This is a genomic window from Thermogymnomonas acidicola JCM 13583 (genome assembly GCF_001316105.1).
In the GTDB taxonomy this organism is placed as follows: Archaea; Thermoplasmatota; Thermoplasmata; order Thermoplasmatales; family Thermoplasmataceae; genus Thermogymnomonas; species Thermogymnomonas acidicola.
The window spans coordinates 17719-32547 of the sequence record NZ_BBCP01000014.1 but is presented as its reverse complement, the minus strand read 5'-3'; the positions used below and the strand labels follow the sequence as shown (position 1 = coordinate 32547).

The following is a 14829-nucleotide window of genomic DNA, read 5'->3' as shown; positions in this document are numbered from 1 at the left end:
ACATCAGGTAGTTCGCCCTCACGTTCCTGTGTATCCTGGCCTCGAAGTTCCTGTTGCCGGACAGGACAGCGGCCGTTGCAAGCCCATCCTTCACTATGGCCTCCTCTATGGCAGGGTCCAGGGGGGGCCGCTGTTCCCAATGCATGTAGTGCAGCCGAAGCCAACCGTGTAGAAGCCAAGCCTGTCCAGGTAGGCCTGCAGCCCAGATTTCTCCAGGTAGTCAGAGACGACCCTTGAACCGGGAGCAAGGCTCGTCTTTACCTTGGGGGGGCTCACTGCCAGGCCCCTCTCCACGGCCTTCTTGGCCAGGAGGCCTGCCGCCACCATTACCTTGGGGGGGTTGCTGGTGTTGGTGCAGCTCGTTATTGCAGCTATGACCACATCGCCGTCCCTCAGTGTCTCTTCCCTGCCCCCCCTGACCTTGATCTTTGAAGCCTTCAGGTACACCTGCCCGTTTGAAGACCTATCCTGGGACGAGGTCTCCAGGTACTTCAGGAAGCTGTCACCTATCCTGCCGAGGGGCACACGCTGCTGCGGGAGGCTTGGGCCGGCCACACTGCTCTCAACAGTGGAGAGGTCCAGGTCTATAACTTCGGAGTAGTCCACGTTCTTCTGTGCCCCCCGAAGAGCCCCCCCTGGGCCTTCATGTACTTTTCGACGAGCTCCACCTGCTCCTCCGGCCTCCCGGCCATGCGGAGGTAACTTATCGTCTCCTCATCCACCGGGAACAGTGCCAGCGTGGCACCGTATTCCGGGCACATGTTCGAGAGCGTGGCCCTGTCAGGCAGCGATAGAGATGAGACTCCCGGGCCGTAGAACTCGACGAACTTGCCCACGACGTTGTGCTTCCTCAGGAGCTCCGTGAGCGTGAGGACCAGGTCAGTGGCGGTAACCCCCCCGGGCCTGAGCCTGCCATGCAGGTTCACGCCCACAACCTCAGGCGTCTTGAACGTGACTGGCTGGTCCAGCATGGCGGCCTCGGCTCTATGCCTCCAACACCCCCCCAGCCAACAATGCCGAGGCCGTTGATCATGGTGGTGTGAGAATCTGTGCCGACGAGGGTGTCCGGGAAGGCGTAGGTCTTGCCCTCCTTCGTCGCGGTCATGACGACCTTGGCAAGGTACTCGAGGTTCACCTGGTGGATTATGCCAACCGATGGCGGTATGACCCTGAGGTTACTGAACGCGTTCTGGGCCCACTTCAGGAACCTGTACCTCTCCGTGTTCCTCTCAAACTCCTTCTCCCTGTTCAGCTCCAGTGCCTGGGGGACTCCATAGAAGTCCACCTGCACGGAGTGGTCTATGACCAGGTCCACAGGTACCTGCGGCTGTATGAGCGTTGGGTCGATTCCCATCTCCCTGACCTTGTCCCTCATGGCAGCAAGGTCCACGACCGCAGGCACGCCAGTGAAGTCCTGCATCACAACCCTTGCGACCTTGAAAGGGATCTCGGTATCGGGGGGGACGTTGTGAGCATCCCACCTTATCAGGTTCTCAACGTCCTCCTGGGTAACGGCCCTTCCGTCCATGTTCCTTATGAGCGATTCGAGTATGATCCTTATGGACAGGGGGGGGAGCCTGGAGACCTTGAAGCCCATCTTTTCAAGATCGGGCAGTGAGAAGTAGTGGTATTCCTTGCCGCTGACGGTGAGTGTCCTCTCGATCCTGTAGCTGCTTTCCATGTATACCGTATCCCCCGCAATTTAGATATTCCTTTCTAATTCCAATCGCCAGCGACGGCTTCCAGTGACTCCGGCCTCTGACGGGATCAATTAATATGCTCCTGAGCGCTTCTCTGCACATGGACAGCAAAATATCCAGCGTTGAGATCCTGGAACTCGGTGAAAAGGGAAGGGAGATATCGTCACCGTGGAGCTCCACGATCCTCCTTGTCCGCCTGACAACATCCGACGGTACAGTAGGCTACGGAGAAGCCCCCCCGACTACGCTCATGACGCTCCCTGTGAAGGAGAGCCTCAGAGAGGTCGAGAGGGTCTTCTCTGGGAAGAACGTGTTCAACGTCGAGAGGAACGTCAAGGAATTCTACAAGCACTCCTTCTACCTCTCAAAGTCCATGGAGGCAACCTCCGCGCTCAGTGCGTTCGAGATCGCCTCATGGGACATAATAGGCAAGAAGCTTGGCGCACCCATATACGACCTCATGGGCGGGCAGATAAACGACAGGATCCGGGCATACGCCAACGCTGGTACTCGAACTGCGTCACCCCCCCTGAGGACTTCCTCAACAAGGCAAAGCAGGTCGTGAAGATGGGCTTCACCGCCATGAAGTTCGACCCGTTCGGCAACAACTTCGACTCGATATCCAAGAAGGGCCTGAGGAATGCAGTGGCCATAGTGGAGAAGCTCAGGGACGGGCTGGGGGGGGATGATGTAGACCTCCTGATAGAGACGCACGGGCGGTTCTCCACCAGGGCCGCCATAGAGGCCGGTCGGGCGCTGGAAGAGTTCAACCCGTTCTTCATGGAGGAGCCGGTCCACCCCCCCGAGCTGGAGGTTGGCCTGGCAGAGTTCAAGAGGTACGTCTCCATACCTGTGGCGCTCGGAGAGAGGCTCCTGAACAAGACCGACTTTGCAAGGTACATCTCAGAGGGCCTCGTGGACGTCATACAGCCTGACCTGACAAACTCCCTTGGTATACTCGAGAACAAGAAGACAGCCGCGATAGCGGAGGCATTCGGTGTCCCGGTTGCATTCCACAACGCCTTCGGTCCCATACAGACCGCAGCGACCCTAAACGTCGATTACACAATCCCGAACTTCCTGATACAGGAGAGCTTTGAGGCCTTCTGGCCAGACTGGAAGAAGAACCTGGTCAAGTCAGGATACAAGCTGGAGAACGGCTACTTCACCCTATCAGGCAGGCCTGGCCTCGGCATAGAGGTGGACGAGAAGATCATAGAGAGCCACAAGGTCGATGGGATGGAGCCGTTTGACGAGAACGAGCCTCCATGGGTTGTCTCCGGGACCTACAAGGAATGAGCGCCTTCCACTCCCAAGTCCATGTTCCTGGAAAGCGCATTTTTACATTTCCTTCATGCCCGGAGGGAGTGGAGCAAAATCTTTCTACACCCTGAGGAATGCATAGGGCATGCCCCCCCCTGGTGACCTCGCCTCAACCGGAAACGGAGACGTAGATGAGCTCCTGCTTGGCGGGCTCAGGAGGGGGGGCACCAACGCCCTCGTCACGGGGGGGGAGCCGTTCACCCCCAAGGACCTCCTCTGCTATGCCTTCGTGAATGCCAGTGTGGAGAGGGGTGAGAGCGTCATCGTTGTGCTTGTTGACAGGGGGGGCATTCCAGAGGTGGCAGAGAACCTCAGGCTACTGGGGCTGGATCCGGAGAGGGCGGAGGAGAGCGCTTCCATAGTCTACATCGATGCCTATTCCAGGTCAATACAGGTTGAACCAGCTTCAAAGCTGGCCATTCAGATCGATTCGCCTGCCAACGTCTCCATGACCATAAAGGCCATCGACTCCGTGGCACAGAGGCTCAGGCTATCTGGCAGGAGGTACAACATGGTGCTCTGGTCACTCACATCATATCCCTACATGCTGGAACAGCACGTCCTCCTAAGGCTCCTACAGCAGGTGGCACAGAAGAGGAAGAATGAGGCTGTGTCTCCCTATACGTCCTGGACGAGGGGGGGATCTTCGAGGAGAGGTTCTACGAGGCCATAAACTACGTGGTCGATGGAAAGATAAGGTTCAGGCGGGAAGGCAGCAGGGATTACCTGAGGGCAGAGGGGGGGTTCGACGGGGGGGCAGCGACAAGGGAGTGGGTGGAGGTCGTGCGCTCAGGGGGGGCCACATTCCATCTGGGCTCTTTCAACGTTGAGAGGATAAGGTAGGCACTCCACATGAATGGGCCCACTCAGGCTGCCCGTCACTCATCACCCGTCAGTCAAGGCTGATCTCATCACAGTGGGCCGCTGGCCGGAGAACATAACTTCTGCCGGTCTCTGCCTCTTCCAATGGCTGGGCATGTTATAAACCTGTTGCCCCCCCTGCACCCCCCCTCCCTAGGGCATGCCCCCCCACTGGCACCCACGTGACAGATACAGCCGCGTGATTCACCTGGCCCCCCCAACCCTGGCCACTGTGCTCTGGGGGGGGCAGAGCACGGGTATCGGCTCCGTGCAAATCGTGTGCTGCGGGCAGGGCATGGAAGCCATCATTTATCCATTCCTCCAGACTCTCTCAGCATGAACTCCATAGACTATGTGGGTTACGGAAGGCACCCTCCCGAGTTCAGGTGGCCCGGGAACAGCACCCTGGCTCTCTCGATTGTTGTGAACTTCGAGGAGGGCGGCGAGCACTCCATGAGCAAGGACGGCATGGTGGAGGGGGGGATCGGCGAGTTCCCGCCTGTGGACATAGAGGCCGAGGACGTTGGCCTGGCATCTGCATATGCATATGCCCAGAGGGTAGGGATATGGAGGGTCCTTGACACCCTCTCAAGGCACAGGGTAAGGGCTACGTTCTTTGCCGTGGCCAGGGCACTGGAGCTGAATCCGGAGGCAACAGAGGCCATAGTGCAGGCCGGGCACGAGATATGCGACCACGGCTACACCTGGACGGAGCTGTTCAGGATGAGCGAGGAGCAGGAGCTGGAGGAGATAAGGAAGTCCATAGAGGCCATCGAGGGGGGGCTAACGGGCCAGAGACCGGTAGGTTTCTATGCCAGGGAACCAAGTGAGAGGACACTCAAACTTCTTTCGAGGTTCGAGAACTTCATCTACGATTCGGATGCCTATGACGATGACATCCCATACCGGCCTGCCGGGAGTAGGCTCATCATAGTGCCGTACACGCCTGACGCCAACGACTTCCACTTCCTCTATCCCATGAACAGGTTCGATAACTCCGACGCGTTCCTCAGGTACCTCATCGATACCTTCGACACCCTGTACGAGGAATCAAAGGAGAGGCCAAAGATGATGAGTGCGGCCTTCCACGTGAGGATAACGGGCAGGCCCGGCAGGATAAAGGCCCTGTCCTCATTCCTGGACTACGTGAAGGGAAAGCAGGGCGTCTGGATCGCGAGGAGGGATGAAATAGCGAGGTTCTGGATCGAAAGGGTGCTGCCGCGCCTCTGAGAGCGCTGGCCGTTAGCCCTTCATGTGGACGGGGGGGCCCCTCAGCCCTTATGCCCTTCTTCGCCATGTATGCGTTGCCGCTGATGACGCCCACTGCGTAAAAGACCAGCACAACCGCTGTGAAAACTATTATATTGTAGGGGGGGAATGGCACAACGTCTATGCCACCGAGGTTGGATGGTCCCGGGCTGATGCTGAGGAAGTACGAGAGGGCAAGGATCGCTGCCAGGTATACCGGGTACCATATGCCTCCCCCCCTGATGTCCTCGGCGTCCACCTTTGTTTTCCTGGCATGGTATATGAAGAGGAGCGCACCCACAAGCACTGAGGGTATGGCTATTATCAGGTACTTGAAGCCAGTCCAGTAGAGGAGGTAGCTGCCCACGACGAACCCTATGGGGGCCAGCACCTGGGCGGCGGGCAGCCTGAAACTGTCCCCCCCGGGCGCCTTCACGTGCCTCCTGAAGACCATGAGGCTCACAGCCGCCGGTCCGTAGGAAACAAGTGAAGCGTCCACGAACACCAGGGCCACACTTATGAACACAGGGACCAGGAAAGTGTAGAAGGCGCTTATCAGCAGCACGGCTATGACAGAGTAGTAAGGGACGCCCCCCCTCTTCCCGAGCCTCGCGAAGAACGGTGGCAGGTACCTGTTCTCAGATATGTTGGCCAGGACCCTCGCAGCCCCTCCACTGTATATCAGCGAGGAGGATGCGGAGGAGTGTATGGACGTGAAGAATATGAAATATGCCATCACCGCCAGGCCCACACCGAACGCCATGGCTGGCAGCGGGAATGTCAGGCTGGACAGCGAGGCCCAGTCGCCCGGCTTATGCCAAGGTAGCTCCAGTTCACGGAGCCAATGAAATCAACGGAGAGGAGCGTGTAAAGGATGAACGACACTATTATTGACAGGCTTATTGCTATCGGTATCGTCCTCTTGTGGTCCTTGACCTCTTCAGCATAGTCAACGGGCTGCCTGAAGCCTGCATACGCATAGACGGTCGTCGCAACGGCGAAAAGGAGGCCGGAGCCCCCCGTAGGGAGCGAAGCCCCCCAGGAGGGCAGTGAAGTTGGAGGGGGGGTGGAAGTACAGGGCCAGGAAGAAAACCCCCCCTATGAATGCCAGGGACAGGAGCTTCAGCCACGTGAGGAATGAATTGGCCTGGTTCAGGTACCTGACACCGAAGTAGTTGCCCAGGAAGAAGAGAAAGACTATGAGTATGGTCAAGAGCTCGCCGTATATTGTGAGCTGGCTGGTCTTCAGGTTGTAGAGGACGGGGGAAGAAGAAGCTCAGGTATTCCACCATCGCAACGACCTCTGAGACGGGCGCGAGCACGTAGCCGAGGAAGGCGCCCCCCCAGCCGTTGAATATGCCGGTAAGTGGGCCATTAGATACCTGCGGATATGTGCCTACGCCGCCTGTCCTGGGCATTATGGTGCCCAGCTCCGTGTATATGAGGCCTATGACGAGCATCATTACGGCGCCTATGACCCAGGCCACAATGCCCTCAGGGCCGGCTGCCGAAAGGACCGTGACGGGAATGAAGAGGATAGCGGACCCGAGTATGGCGCTTGCGCCGAAGAAAGTCGCACCGAATACGCCTATCTCTTTCCTGTACTCTCCCTGCCTGATCTCGCTGCGTGTTTCCACTTGAAGCACCCTGTTGTTATGCCTTTCCGGATCCATCAGGATAGATCTATATAAAACTTATCTGCGGAATGTCGAACAGGGTTCACACAGGAACGGAATATGGAAACAAATTATGTCTGATTTCCATTTCCTATGAAACATTTGGGGACTGGGACTCAGGCGATTACCTCCACGGCCACGTCCTGGCCCTCCTCCGTGACCATTTCACCTATCTTCATGGTCAGCCTTATTATCTCACCGAACCTGGAAACGGTCTCCGGGTCGGCCCTCACCCTGAGCCTGGGTATTGGGACAGACAGTGGCTGGTTGTTCTTTGAGCGAAGGGCCCTCACAGCGGCCATGATATCCACAGCCCTGTCGCCCATCCTCTCGTACTCCGCGTCCCTGTACTGCGAGTCCTCTGAGGGCCACCTCTCCAGGTGGATGCTCTTCTCCCCTCCCAGCCTGAACTCCTGGTAGACGCTCTCCGTTATGAACGGGAGGAAGGGAGCGTACATCTTCAGGAGCGTCAGGAGTGACAGGGAAGCAACAGCGGCCGTCTCGCTGGCACCCTGAGTGTCGCCGGTCTCCCTGCAGCGTGATGCCCTGGCCTTCGCCATCTCCAGGTAGTTGTCGCAGAAGGTGTTCCAGAAGAAGTTGTCCACACTGGCCCTTGCCTTAGACACCTGGTACTGGTCCATTTCACCGGTAGCCTCCACTATCAGCCCCCCCTGGATCTTCGAGAGGATCCAGCGGCTCTCCGGGAGCCTCGGGACACCGTCCCAGTGCTGCCCTGCTCCATCGGAGAGCATGTGGACGAGCCTGGAGGCATTGTAAATCTTGATCACAGTCCTCCTGCCCCCCCTCACGAAGTCCTGCTCCCTTATCTTTATGTCCTCCCCCCCGGGCTGTGTTGTCGATGCCCAGTATCTCAGGGCATCGGCACCGTACTTCTCTATTACGCTTGACGGCTCCACTATGTTCCCCCCCTTGCTCTTGCTCATCTTCTGCCCGTAAGGGTCGTAGACGTTGCCGCTGATGAACAGGTTCTTCCAAGGTATCTTGCCGTCGTGTATGTGTGACCTCGCTATTGTGGTGAAGGCCCAGAAGGATATTATGTCGTGTCCCTGGAAGCGTATGTCCATCGGGTAGAGGCTCTCGAAGGCGCCGTACCTGGTCAGGGCTATCCTTGGGTTAGAGAGGAGGTCGCCCAGGTGTCCATGACGTCCCTCTCGGGCTCGAACTGGTCCGAGCCGCACTTCTCGCACCTGCCCTTCGGCGGCTGCACCCTCGGGTCCACCGGGAGTTCAGAAGGGTCGGCCAGCTTTACCTCGCCGCAGGACCTGCAGTACCACACGGGAAACGGGACGCCGAAGTACCTCTGCCTTGATATGCACCAGTCCCACCTCAGGCCGTTTATCCAGTTCTCGTACCTAGACCTCATGTGCTCCGGGATCCAGTTCACCTCACTCCCCCCCCTTCTAAGGAATTCGTCCCTGAGGTCCAGGTACCTCACAAACCACTGCGTGCTTATTGTTATTTCAATGGGCGTGTTGCACCTCTCGTGCGTGTTCACGGAATGCTTGATCCTCTCAACCTTCTCCACCAGCCGCTTGAGCTTAGGATCTCGATGGCCCTCTTCCTCGCGTCCTGGATGCTCATTCCGGCCAGGGGGGGCCAGCCATGGAGTTCATCTTGCCACTGTCATCTATTATGATCCTCGCATCCATCCTGAGCTCCCTCCATATCTGGAGGTCGTTCTGGTCCCCCCCGAAGGTGCAGAGCATCTCCGCACCCGTGCCCTTTGCCGGGTCCACGTATGGGTGCGGGATTATCCTGACCCTCTGGCCGTATATGGGTACGGTCACCTCCTTTCCCTGTAGGGCCTGTACCTTTCGTCCTCGGGGGGGTTCACCAGGACAGCTATGCACGCACCGAGCATCTCCGGCCTGGTCGTTGCTATCGTTATTGACCCGCCACCGACAACTCCGAACTCGATGTACACAAAGTCTGTGCTCATCTCCTGGTCCTTCATCTCGATCTGCGATATTGCCGTCTTGCAAGTCGGGCACCTGATGCTCGGCGCTGCAGTCCTGTAAGCCCTGCCCTTCCTGTAGAGGTCTATGAACATCCTCTGCGATATCCTCTTGCTGTAGTTCGATGATGTGGTGTAGAAGTCGCTGAAGTCCGCGCTTATGCCTATGTCCTTCCATGTCCTGAGGAGCTCGCTCTCGGCCTTCCTTGCCACATCCTGGCATGCCCTGATGAACTCGCCCAGTTCCATGTTCTCCGCCTTCACCCCCCCAAGCTCCTTCTCCGCGTACCTCTCCGTCGGCAAGCCGTTGTCATCGAAACCCCCCCAGGGGGGCTAGAACACGCGGTACCCCCTCATCCTCTTGTACCTTGCGATGAAGTCCTGGTGCGGGTAAGAAAAGGCATGGCCCATGTGCATCTTTCCAGATATGGTCGGCGGGGGGGGCGTATCTATCGTGAAGTACTGTTCCCTGCTGCCTCCGTCGTATTTGAATGAGTACAGGTTCAGGTCATCCCATAGCCTTTTCACGCTCTCTTCCATGCCTCTGATGTCAAGTTCCATCTCCAGTTGTTATTTTCAACTTGTAGATAACCTTTTGATCCCGTATATGCCGGGATGGAAATGCTTACATATTTATCTCAAGCGGGAATACTTAAGGTATATGAGAGGGGGGAAGACCGTGGGGGGGTGATAGACTCGATCATAAGGAACGAGGAGGGCATCCTGGGCCAGATGATGGAGCTGAGGGACAGGAGCAGCCTCTCCAACATCATCATGTTCCTGGACGCCTTCATTCAGAGCCGGGAGAACACCATAAGGTTCCTCAGGGGGGGAATCGAGAGCGGTGAGGAGCACAGGGAGAGATAAGGAGGGAGATAAAGGAGATAGGCTCTACAGAACACCTGGCCATGGGGGATGTGGACCCTAACAGCCTGAGGGACACTTTGCTCTTCATATCGAAGCTGGAGGAGGAATCACTCAGGGGCATCTCCGAAGCTGTGGGGGGAAGGTGAGCGACCCCCCCGGCCTTAGGCGCCTGCTGGAAGGCATGCTATCTGACAGGAGGAAGGTAAAGGCCAAGGCCGAACACCTGTACCATGATTTAATAGAGACATCGTATTGAGTTCCGGAATGAGGCGCCTCATAGTGGGTTCCAAGGAGGATGACGCAAGCCTCACCATGTTCAGGCACTTCGTTGAGGCGAGGGGGGCCTGAGGAGGTGGGCGATGGCCTTTACGCTGACAGTTCCTTTGTTTACATGCTGGTGGAAAGGCGGCACATATACTGCGACAACGTGGATAAGGACCCGAGGCTCTCGGGCGAGGCCTTCAAGGACGTGGTGTTCCTGTCCAGGCACAGCTCATCAGCACAGATAAAATCCCTCACCGTGCATCCCACGGGAAACTTTGGGCCGGCTGACCTTGGCGGGAGGGAGAGGACCGTGAGCGTGAGCGACCCCGGCTACATGCTGCCGACCCTGAAGGAGTTGAGGGAGGCTTACAGCGGTAACGGGTACGAGATAACGTTTGAGGCCACACACCATGGCCCTTACATGGAGACGCCGAACTTCTACATTGAGATAGGCACCACACCGGAGGACTGGCACAGGCCGGAGGTGCTCGATGCAGTCCTCAGGGCTGTGGAGAGCGCCCACCAGTGCTCCGGGCCAACCTTCATAGGGGGGGTTGGCGGGGGGGGCCACTACATGCCCAAGATAACGGAGTACGCGGTTGAGAACGGCATACCGGTGGGCCACATGGTATCGAAGCACAGCCTTGCGGTTACGGACAGGAGCGGCATACTGGAGGCCATAAGGAAGACACCCGGATGCAGGGGGGGCATACTGGTGGACAGAAAGGGCGTGAAGTCCGAGGGCAAGGCCATCGTGAGCGCCGTTGCAGATGAACTGGGCATGGAGACGGTGATCATCTGACCTGCACACACCCGGCTCCGGTGGCTTCCCAGCCAGTCCAGCGCAACACGCACGAAACCAGGGAGGCTGAACCGGTATGCCCAAGCATTTGGAAAAGTTATTACTTTCCCTGCAGATTGACACGTGCCTTCAGGCCATGGGGGGGTAGCCCTCAGGGCATACAGGGGGGGCTTCACCCCCCCTGGGCACGCAGGGGGGGGTATGGAATGTCGGAAGGGAAGTGCGCAGTTGTCACCGCTGCCAGTTCTGGTATCGGAAAGGGTATAGCCAGGGTACTCGTCTCATCCGGGTACAGGGTGCTCATAGCATCATCGAGCGATAGGATATACTCTGCCGCCAGGGAGATCGATCCATCGGGCAGGGACGTGATGCCGCTGAGGGCGGACCTAAGGAAGAGGGAGGACGTGAGGGGGGGAATAGTTGCAAAGGCTGCCCAGTGGTCTGGGCATGTGGACGCCTGGTGGTGAACTACGGGGGGGACCCCAGGGTCGCACCCTTCATGGAACTGAGCGATGCGGACTGGGACGAGAGCATATCCATGTTCATCTCCGCCAGCGTGACCCTTTCGAGGGACTTTGCCAGGCTGAACTGGGGGGGCCGCGGCGGCTCCATCGTCTACGTCACATCCATGACGGTGAAGCAGGCACTTGAGGCTTCTCCATATCGTCATCCCTCAGGTCAGCCGTGGTGGCCCTCTCAAAGGTACAATCGCTTGAGTTCTCACGCGGGGGGGCATAAGGGTTAACAGCATTTCCCAGGGCTATATAGAGACGGAGAGGGTGAAAAGGATAGCGGAAGCCAGCGCCCTCAGGAACGGTACGAGCGAAGAGGAAGAGGTGAGGAAGATCGTGTCCCAGATCCCCCCCGCCGGCAGGCTCGGCAGGCCAGAGGAGGTAGGGGAGCTCGTGGCCTTCCTTATCTCTGATAGGGCCTCCTACATAACCGGTGCAAACATTGTGATTGACGGAGCATTGTCAGGTCAATGCCCTGAGTCGCCAAGATCGGCTATCTCGAAGTACCTGTAGGCCTCCAGCCTGCCGAAGCAGTACTTAACCTCCCTGTGTGCGTCCTTCAGCTCCCTTACTTCCTGTATTATCTTCTCCTTTTCCTCCCCCCCCTTCACAACTGCCCTGTGTATAAGCCTGGCCACCTCCCTGCAGTCGTCCTCACTGAAGCCTATCCTCGTGACCTCCTGGCTCCCTATCCTGAGCCCGCTGGGGTTCTGGGACTTCCTGCTGTCGTCCCACGGGAGCATGTTCTTGTTGAGGATTATGTTCCTCTGTTCCAGCAGTTCAGCCACCTTGCGGCCACCGCCGTACTCCCTGACGTCCACCACCAGTGTGTGTGACCTCGTGTAGCCGTTCTTCTCGCCGAGCACCTTCATTCCAAGGGAAGCAAGCTCCTCTGCCATGGCCCTGGCATTCTTCACAACCTGCGCCGCGTACTTCTCCCCCCCAAACTCCATGGCCTCCGCAAGCGTCACACCGAGGGCAGCCATGGCGTTCAGGTGGTGGTTGCTCAGCGTCCCGGGGGGGAACACGCCCCTCTGCACCGCCTTCCACACCTCCTCATCCGCGTTTCCCAGGATTATTCCGTGCTGGGGGGGGCCAGGGAGTGTTTTGTGGGTGCTCCCTGTCACTATATGCGCCCCCTCCCTCAGTGGGTCCTGGAACTGCTTGCCCGCTATCAGGCCCAGCACATGGGCACGTCGTACCAGACGGTGCAGCCTATCTCCTCGAAGACGTCCCTCAGTTCCCTCAGGGGGGGAGTGGGGGGGAAGAGGAACACGGACTGCCCGAAGAGCACCAGCTTCGGCCTCGTCTCCCTGAGCAGCTTCGCCGTGCCGTCTATGTCGATGTTCATCTCCTCAACATCGAAGGGATAGTTGACAGGGTTGAGGCCCCCCCTGAGGCCAACAGCGCCGAACCTGGCTGCGCTTATGTGCCCCCCCCTCCCTCAAGCGGGGGGGTGTGGTTATTGTATCTCCGGGCTGCGTGAGGCCGTAGAGCACAGACGTGTTCGCGTTCGTCCCAGATATGGGCCTCGGGTCAGCCTGCTTGGAACCGAACACCTTCTTCGCAAGCTCGGTCACCATGTCCTCAACCTGGTCCACGAAGAAGTTGCCCTGGTAGTACCTGTGGTGTGGCAAGCCCTCAGCGTACCTGAAACCGAAGTCCGTGAGGAGCATCTCCATGGCCAGTGGGCTCATGATGTTCTCGGACGCGATCAGGGGGGGTATCGAATCCCTGAAGAGCGCGTTGTGCCTCCTGGCCAGGTCCCTGATGGCCAGCGCATAATCGATGGGCCTTTCCATAATCAAGCACCTACACTCCTAACCTCCCATGCCTGCCTGCCGGGAGTCCACCGGAGAAACCGGTTGCCATAGATATTGTTTGTGTTCACCTCTCCACAGGGCCAGCGGAACACAGTGATGAGAGTACATCTCTCCGGCAGTAGTGAGGCTTGACCGGCCAAACCTGAAGGGAGAGGTGCAAGTTCCCTGGTGCGTGTCGTGGTATCGACCGTGAACTACCGGGTCACTGTCCGGCAGGCCCTTCTCTGGCTGCAGGTGTGCCAAGTACCTTATCCTCCACGATCCTCCTGGCCTCCGCGTAGTCCCTTATTACCTTCCATATGTGTATGAAGATGACCTCCCCCCCAACCTGGCGCCTTATCTCCTCCATGTGGATGTCCCTGTCGTCCACATAGACCACTCTCTCCGGAGGTATCACGAGGCCACCGCCGGCGAGGCCGTCCAGGACCCTGCGCAGCCTGCCTGCCTTGTCAGGGGTGTACTCCGTTGCGTGCAGGTCGAAGAGTTCCCATATGCCGAGCTTCTTCAGGGCCTCCTCCACATAGTCAAACCTGTTCCAGCTCAGTGTGCAAGTTATTGCACCATTGGACCTGCACCACCTGATGAACTCTATTGCATCTTGGTAAGGTCTTATCCTTGTGCCGTTTTCCGATACAAGCACGCCCCCCCTCCACACGGTATGGTGGGTCAACGCCGGTTATGTTCAGGTGATCCCATACCGTGCCATCCAGGTCCATCATCAGCAACCATGGCCGCCTTCTATCCACGGCAGCCCCCCCATCGCTGTGAGTATATTAATGAAACGCATTAACAGATGCCTGAGGGTAAGTACGCCCATGGGAAAGGTTAAGGAAGGCAGGGGATTCGTTACCGATAGTTTTGCAGAGGATGGGTAGCACGGAATATGTTTCAAGGGCGACCAACGAGGATCTGGAAAGGATACTTGCCTATGCGGGCAGGCCAGGCATGATCAGCCTTGCAGGCGGCCTTCCTGACCCTTCAGTGTTCCCCCAGGGAGGAGCTGTCCGAGATAGCGGGCATGGTAATTGGTGAGATGGGGGGCAGGACGCACTGCAGTACTCTGCCGCCATGGGTGTGCCAAAGCTCAGGGAGAGGATCTCAAGGTACATGGAAGAAGAGCTCGGCATCGGTGGCCAGGGCCCGGATTCTGTCCTTGTCACCACCGGTTCCCAGGAGTCCCTCTTCTCCATCTCCATGTCTCTCCTCAGGGAAGGCGACGCGGTCTTCACAGAGAACCCCCCCACTTACTTCGTTGCCTACACGGTCTTCAGGGAGTTCGGTGCCAGGGTAAGGCCGTCGCCCATGGAGGAGGACGGGATTGACACACACTCGCTGGAGGCTGCGGTGAGGTCTGAGGAACCAGGCAGGAGGAAGTTCATTTATGTCATGCCGGTTGCCCAGAACCCAACAGGCGCAAGCATGGGCGAGGAGAAGAAGAGGCACATCCTGGAGATCGCCTCCCAGTATGACTTGATGGTAATAGAGGACGACCCATACGGCCTCATCAACTACTCAGGTGCAAGGCCAAGGCCACTCAAGTCCATGGACGGGGGGCAGGGCAGGGTCATATACCTGTCAACTTTCTCAAAGGTGCTGGCGCCCGGCCTCAGGATAGGGTGGGCTGCCGGAGACCCGGGGGGGCTGCTATCCAGCGTCTCGAGGGTCAAGCAGCTCATAGACCTGAACACGAACACGCTCTCCCAGTACATATGCTCCGAGGCCCTTGAGAGGCGCCTGATACAGAGGAACATAGGAGGGTAGTCGAGGCCTACAGGAGG

Annotated in this window: 11 protein-coding genes and 4 pseudogenes; 10 read left to right on the top strand and 5 right to left on the bottom strand. The window is 58.1% G+C overall.

The genetic code is table 11. The features are described 5' to 3' along the window. A pseudogene (acnA, locus tag JCM13583_RS13305) lies at window positions 1–1681 on the bottom strand (aconitate hydratase AcnA); the annotation flags it as partial. Between the two features lie 119 nt (window positions 1682–1800). On the opposite strand from acnA, the pseudogene JCM13583_RS10660 reads away from it, so the two are divergent. The 4 genes and pseudogenes from JCM13583_RS10660 (at window position 1801) to JCM13583_RS10650 (ending at window position 5114) form a co-directional block, all read left to right on the top strand. Further along, window positions 1801–2999 (top strand): annotated as a pseudogene (locus JCM13583_RS10660) (mandelate racemase/muconate lactonizing enzyme family protein). A gap of 109 nt (window positions 3000–3108) precedes the next feature. Next, a complete protein-coding gene (locus JCM13583_RS10655; protein WP_075057669.1) occupies window positions 3109–3696 on the top strand; it encodes a hypothetical protein in 588 nt (195 codons plus the stop codon). Between the two features lie 5 nt (window positions 3697–3701). Next, the gene (locus tag JCM13583_RS14265; RefSeq protein WP_171823610.1) at window positions 3702–3866 is read left to right on the top strand and encodes a hypothetical protein; all 165 of its coding nucleotides are present in this window, start codon (window positions 3702–3704) and stop codon (window positions 3864–3866) included. 354 nt (window positions 3867–4220) lie between these two features. Continuing rightward, window positions 4221–5114, top strand: a complete 894-nt coding sequence (locus JCM13583_RS10650) for a polysaccharide deacetylase family protein (RefSeq protein ID WP_075057668.1) — start codon at window positions 4221–4223, stop codon at window positions 5112–5114. Window positions 5115–6037: 923 nt separating this feature from the next. On the opposite strand, the gene JCM13583_RS10640 is transcribed toward JCM13583_RS10650, so the two are convergent. Together JCM13583_RS10640 and JCM13583_RS14260 are read right to left on the bottom strand one after the other, a co-directional pair. Continuing rightward, entirely contained in the window at window positions 6038–6769 is a 732-nt protein-coding gene (locus JCM13583_RS10640; RefSeq protein ID WP_171823609.1) for an APC family permease, read from the bottom strand. A 155-nt stretch (window positions 6770–6924) separates the two neighbouring features. Then, window positions 6925–9344, bottom strand: a pseudogene (locus tag JCM13583_RS14260) (valine--tRNA ligase). Window positions 9345–9470: 126 nt separating this feature from the next. Between JCM13583_RS14260 and JCM13583_RS10630 the strand changes: the two are divergent. The 5 genes from JCM13583_RS10630 to JCM13583_RS13280 all read left to right on the top strand — a co-directional run bounded on the left by JCM13583_RS10630 (window position 9471) and on the right by JCM13583_RS13280 (window position 11741). Continuing rightward, the gene (locus tag JCM13583_RS10630; protein WP_075057666.1) at window positions 9471–9650 is read left to right on the top strand and encodes a hypothetical protein; all 180 of its coding nucleotides are present in this window, start codon (window positions 9471–9473) and stop codon (window positions 9648–9650) included. A 352-nt stretch (window positions 9651–10002) separates the two neighbouring features. Continuing rightward, window positions 10003–10716, top strand: coding sequence for a D-aminoacyl-tRNA deacylase (locus tag JCM13583_RS10625; protein ID WP_171823608.1), 714 nt, complete (start codon window positions 10003–10005; stop codon window positions 10714–10716). A gap of 116 nt (window positions 10717–10832) precedes the next feature. Continuing rightward, on the top strand, window positions 10833–11183 hold the full coding sequence (locus JCM13583_RS13290) for an SDR family NAD(P)-dependent oxidoreductase (RefSeq protein WP_162509827.1): 351 nt from the start codon (window positions 10833–10835) through the stop codon (window positions 11181–11183). Further along, window positions 11177–11461, top strand: coding sequence for an SDR family NAD(P)-dependent oxidoreductase (locus tag JCM13583_RS13285; protein WP_162509826.1), 285 nt, complete (start codon window positions 11177–11179; stop codon window positions 11459–11461). Before JCM13583_RS13290 ends, JCM13583_RS13285 begins: the two co-directional genes overlap by 7 nt. Beyond that, entirely contained in the window at window positions 11451–11741 is a 291-nt protein-coding gene (locus JCM13583_RS13280) for an SDR family oxidoreductase (protein ID WP_162509825.1), read from the top strand. The genes JCM13583_RS13285 and JCM13583_RS13280 overlap by 11 nt, the downstream gene beginning before the upstream one ends. On the opposite strand, the pseudogene JCM13583_RS10615 reads toward JCM13583_RS13280, so the two are convergent. Next, window positions 11696–13030: pseudogene (locus JCM13583_RS10615) on the bottom strand (serine hydroxymethyltransferase). The gene JCM13583_RS13280 and the pseudogene JCM13583_RS10615 sit on opposite strands and share 46 nt — an antisense overlap. Before the next feature lie 223 nt (window positions 13031–13253). Then, the gene (locus JCM13583_RS10610) at window positions 13254–13706 is read right to left on the bottom strand and encodes an HAD-IIIC family phosphatase (protein ID WP_075057664.1); all 453 of its coding nucleotides are present in this window, start codon (window positions 13704–13706) and stop codon (window positions 13254–13256) included. A 419-nt stretch (window positions 13707–14125) separates the two neighbouring features. On the opposite strand from JCM13583_RS10610, the gene JCM13583_RS13275 reads away from it, so the two are divergent. After that, the gene (locus JCM13583_RS13275; protein ID WP_171823607.1) at window positions 14126–14812 is read left to right on the top strand and encodes a PLP-dependent aminotransferase family protein; all 687 of its coding nucleotides are present in this window, start codon (window positions 14126–14128) and stop codon (window positions 14810–14812) included. Window positions 14813–14829: the final 17 nt, after the last annotated feature.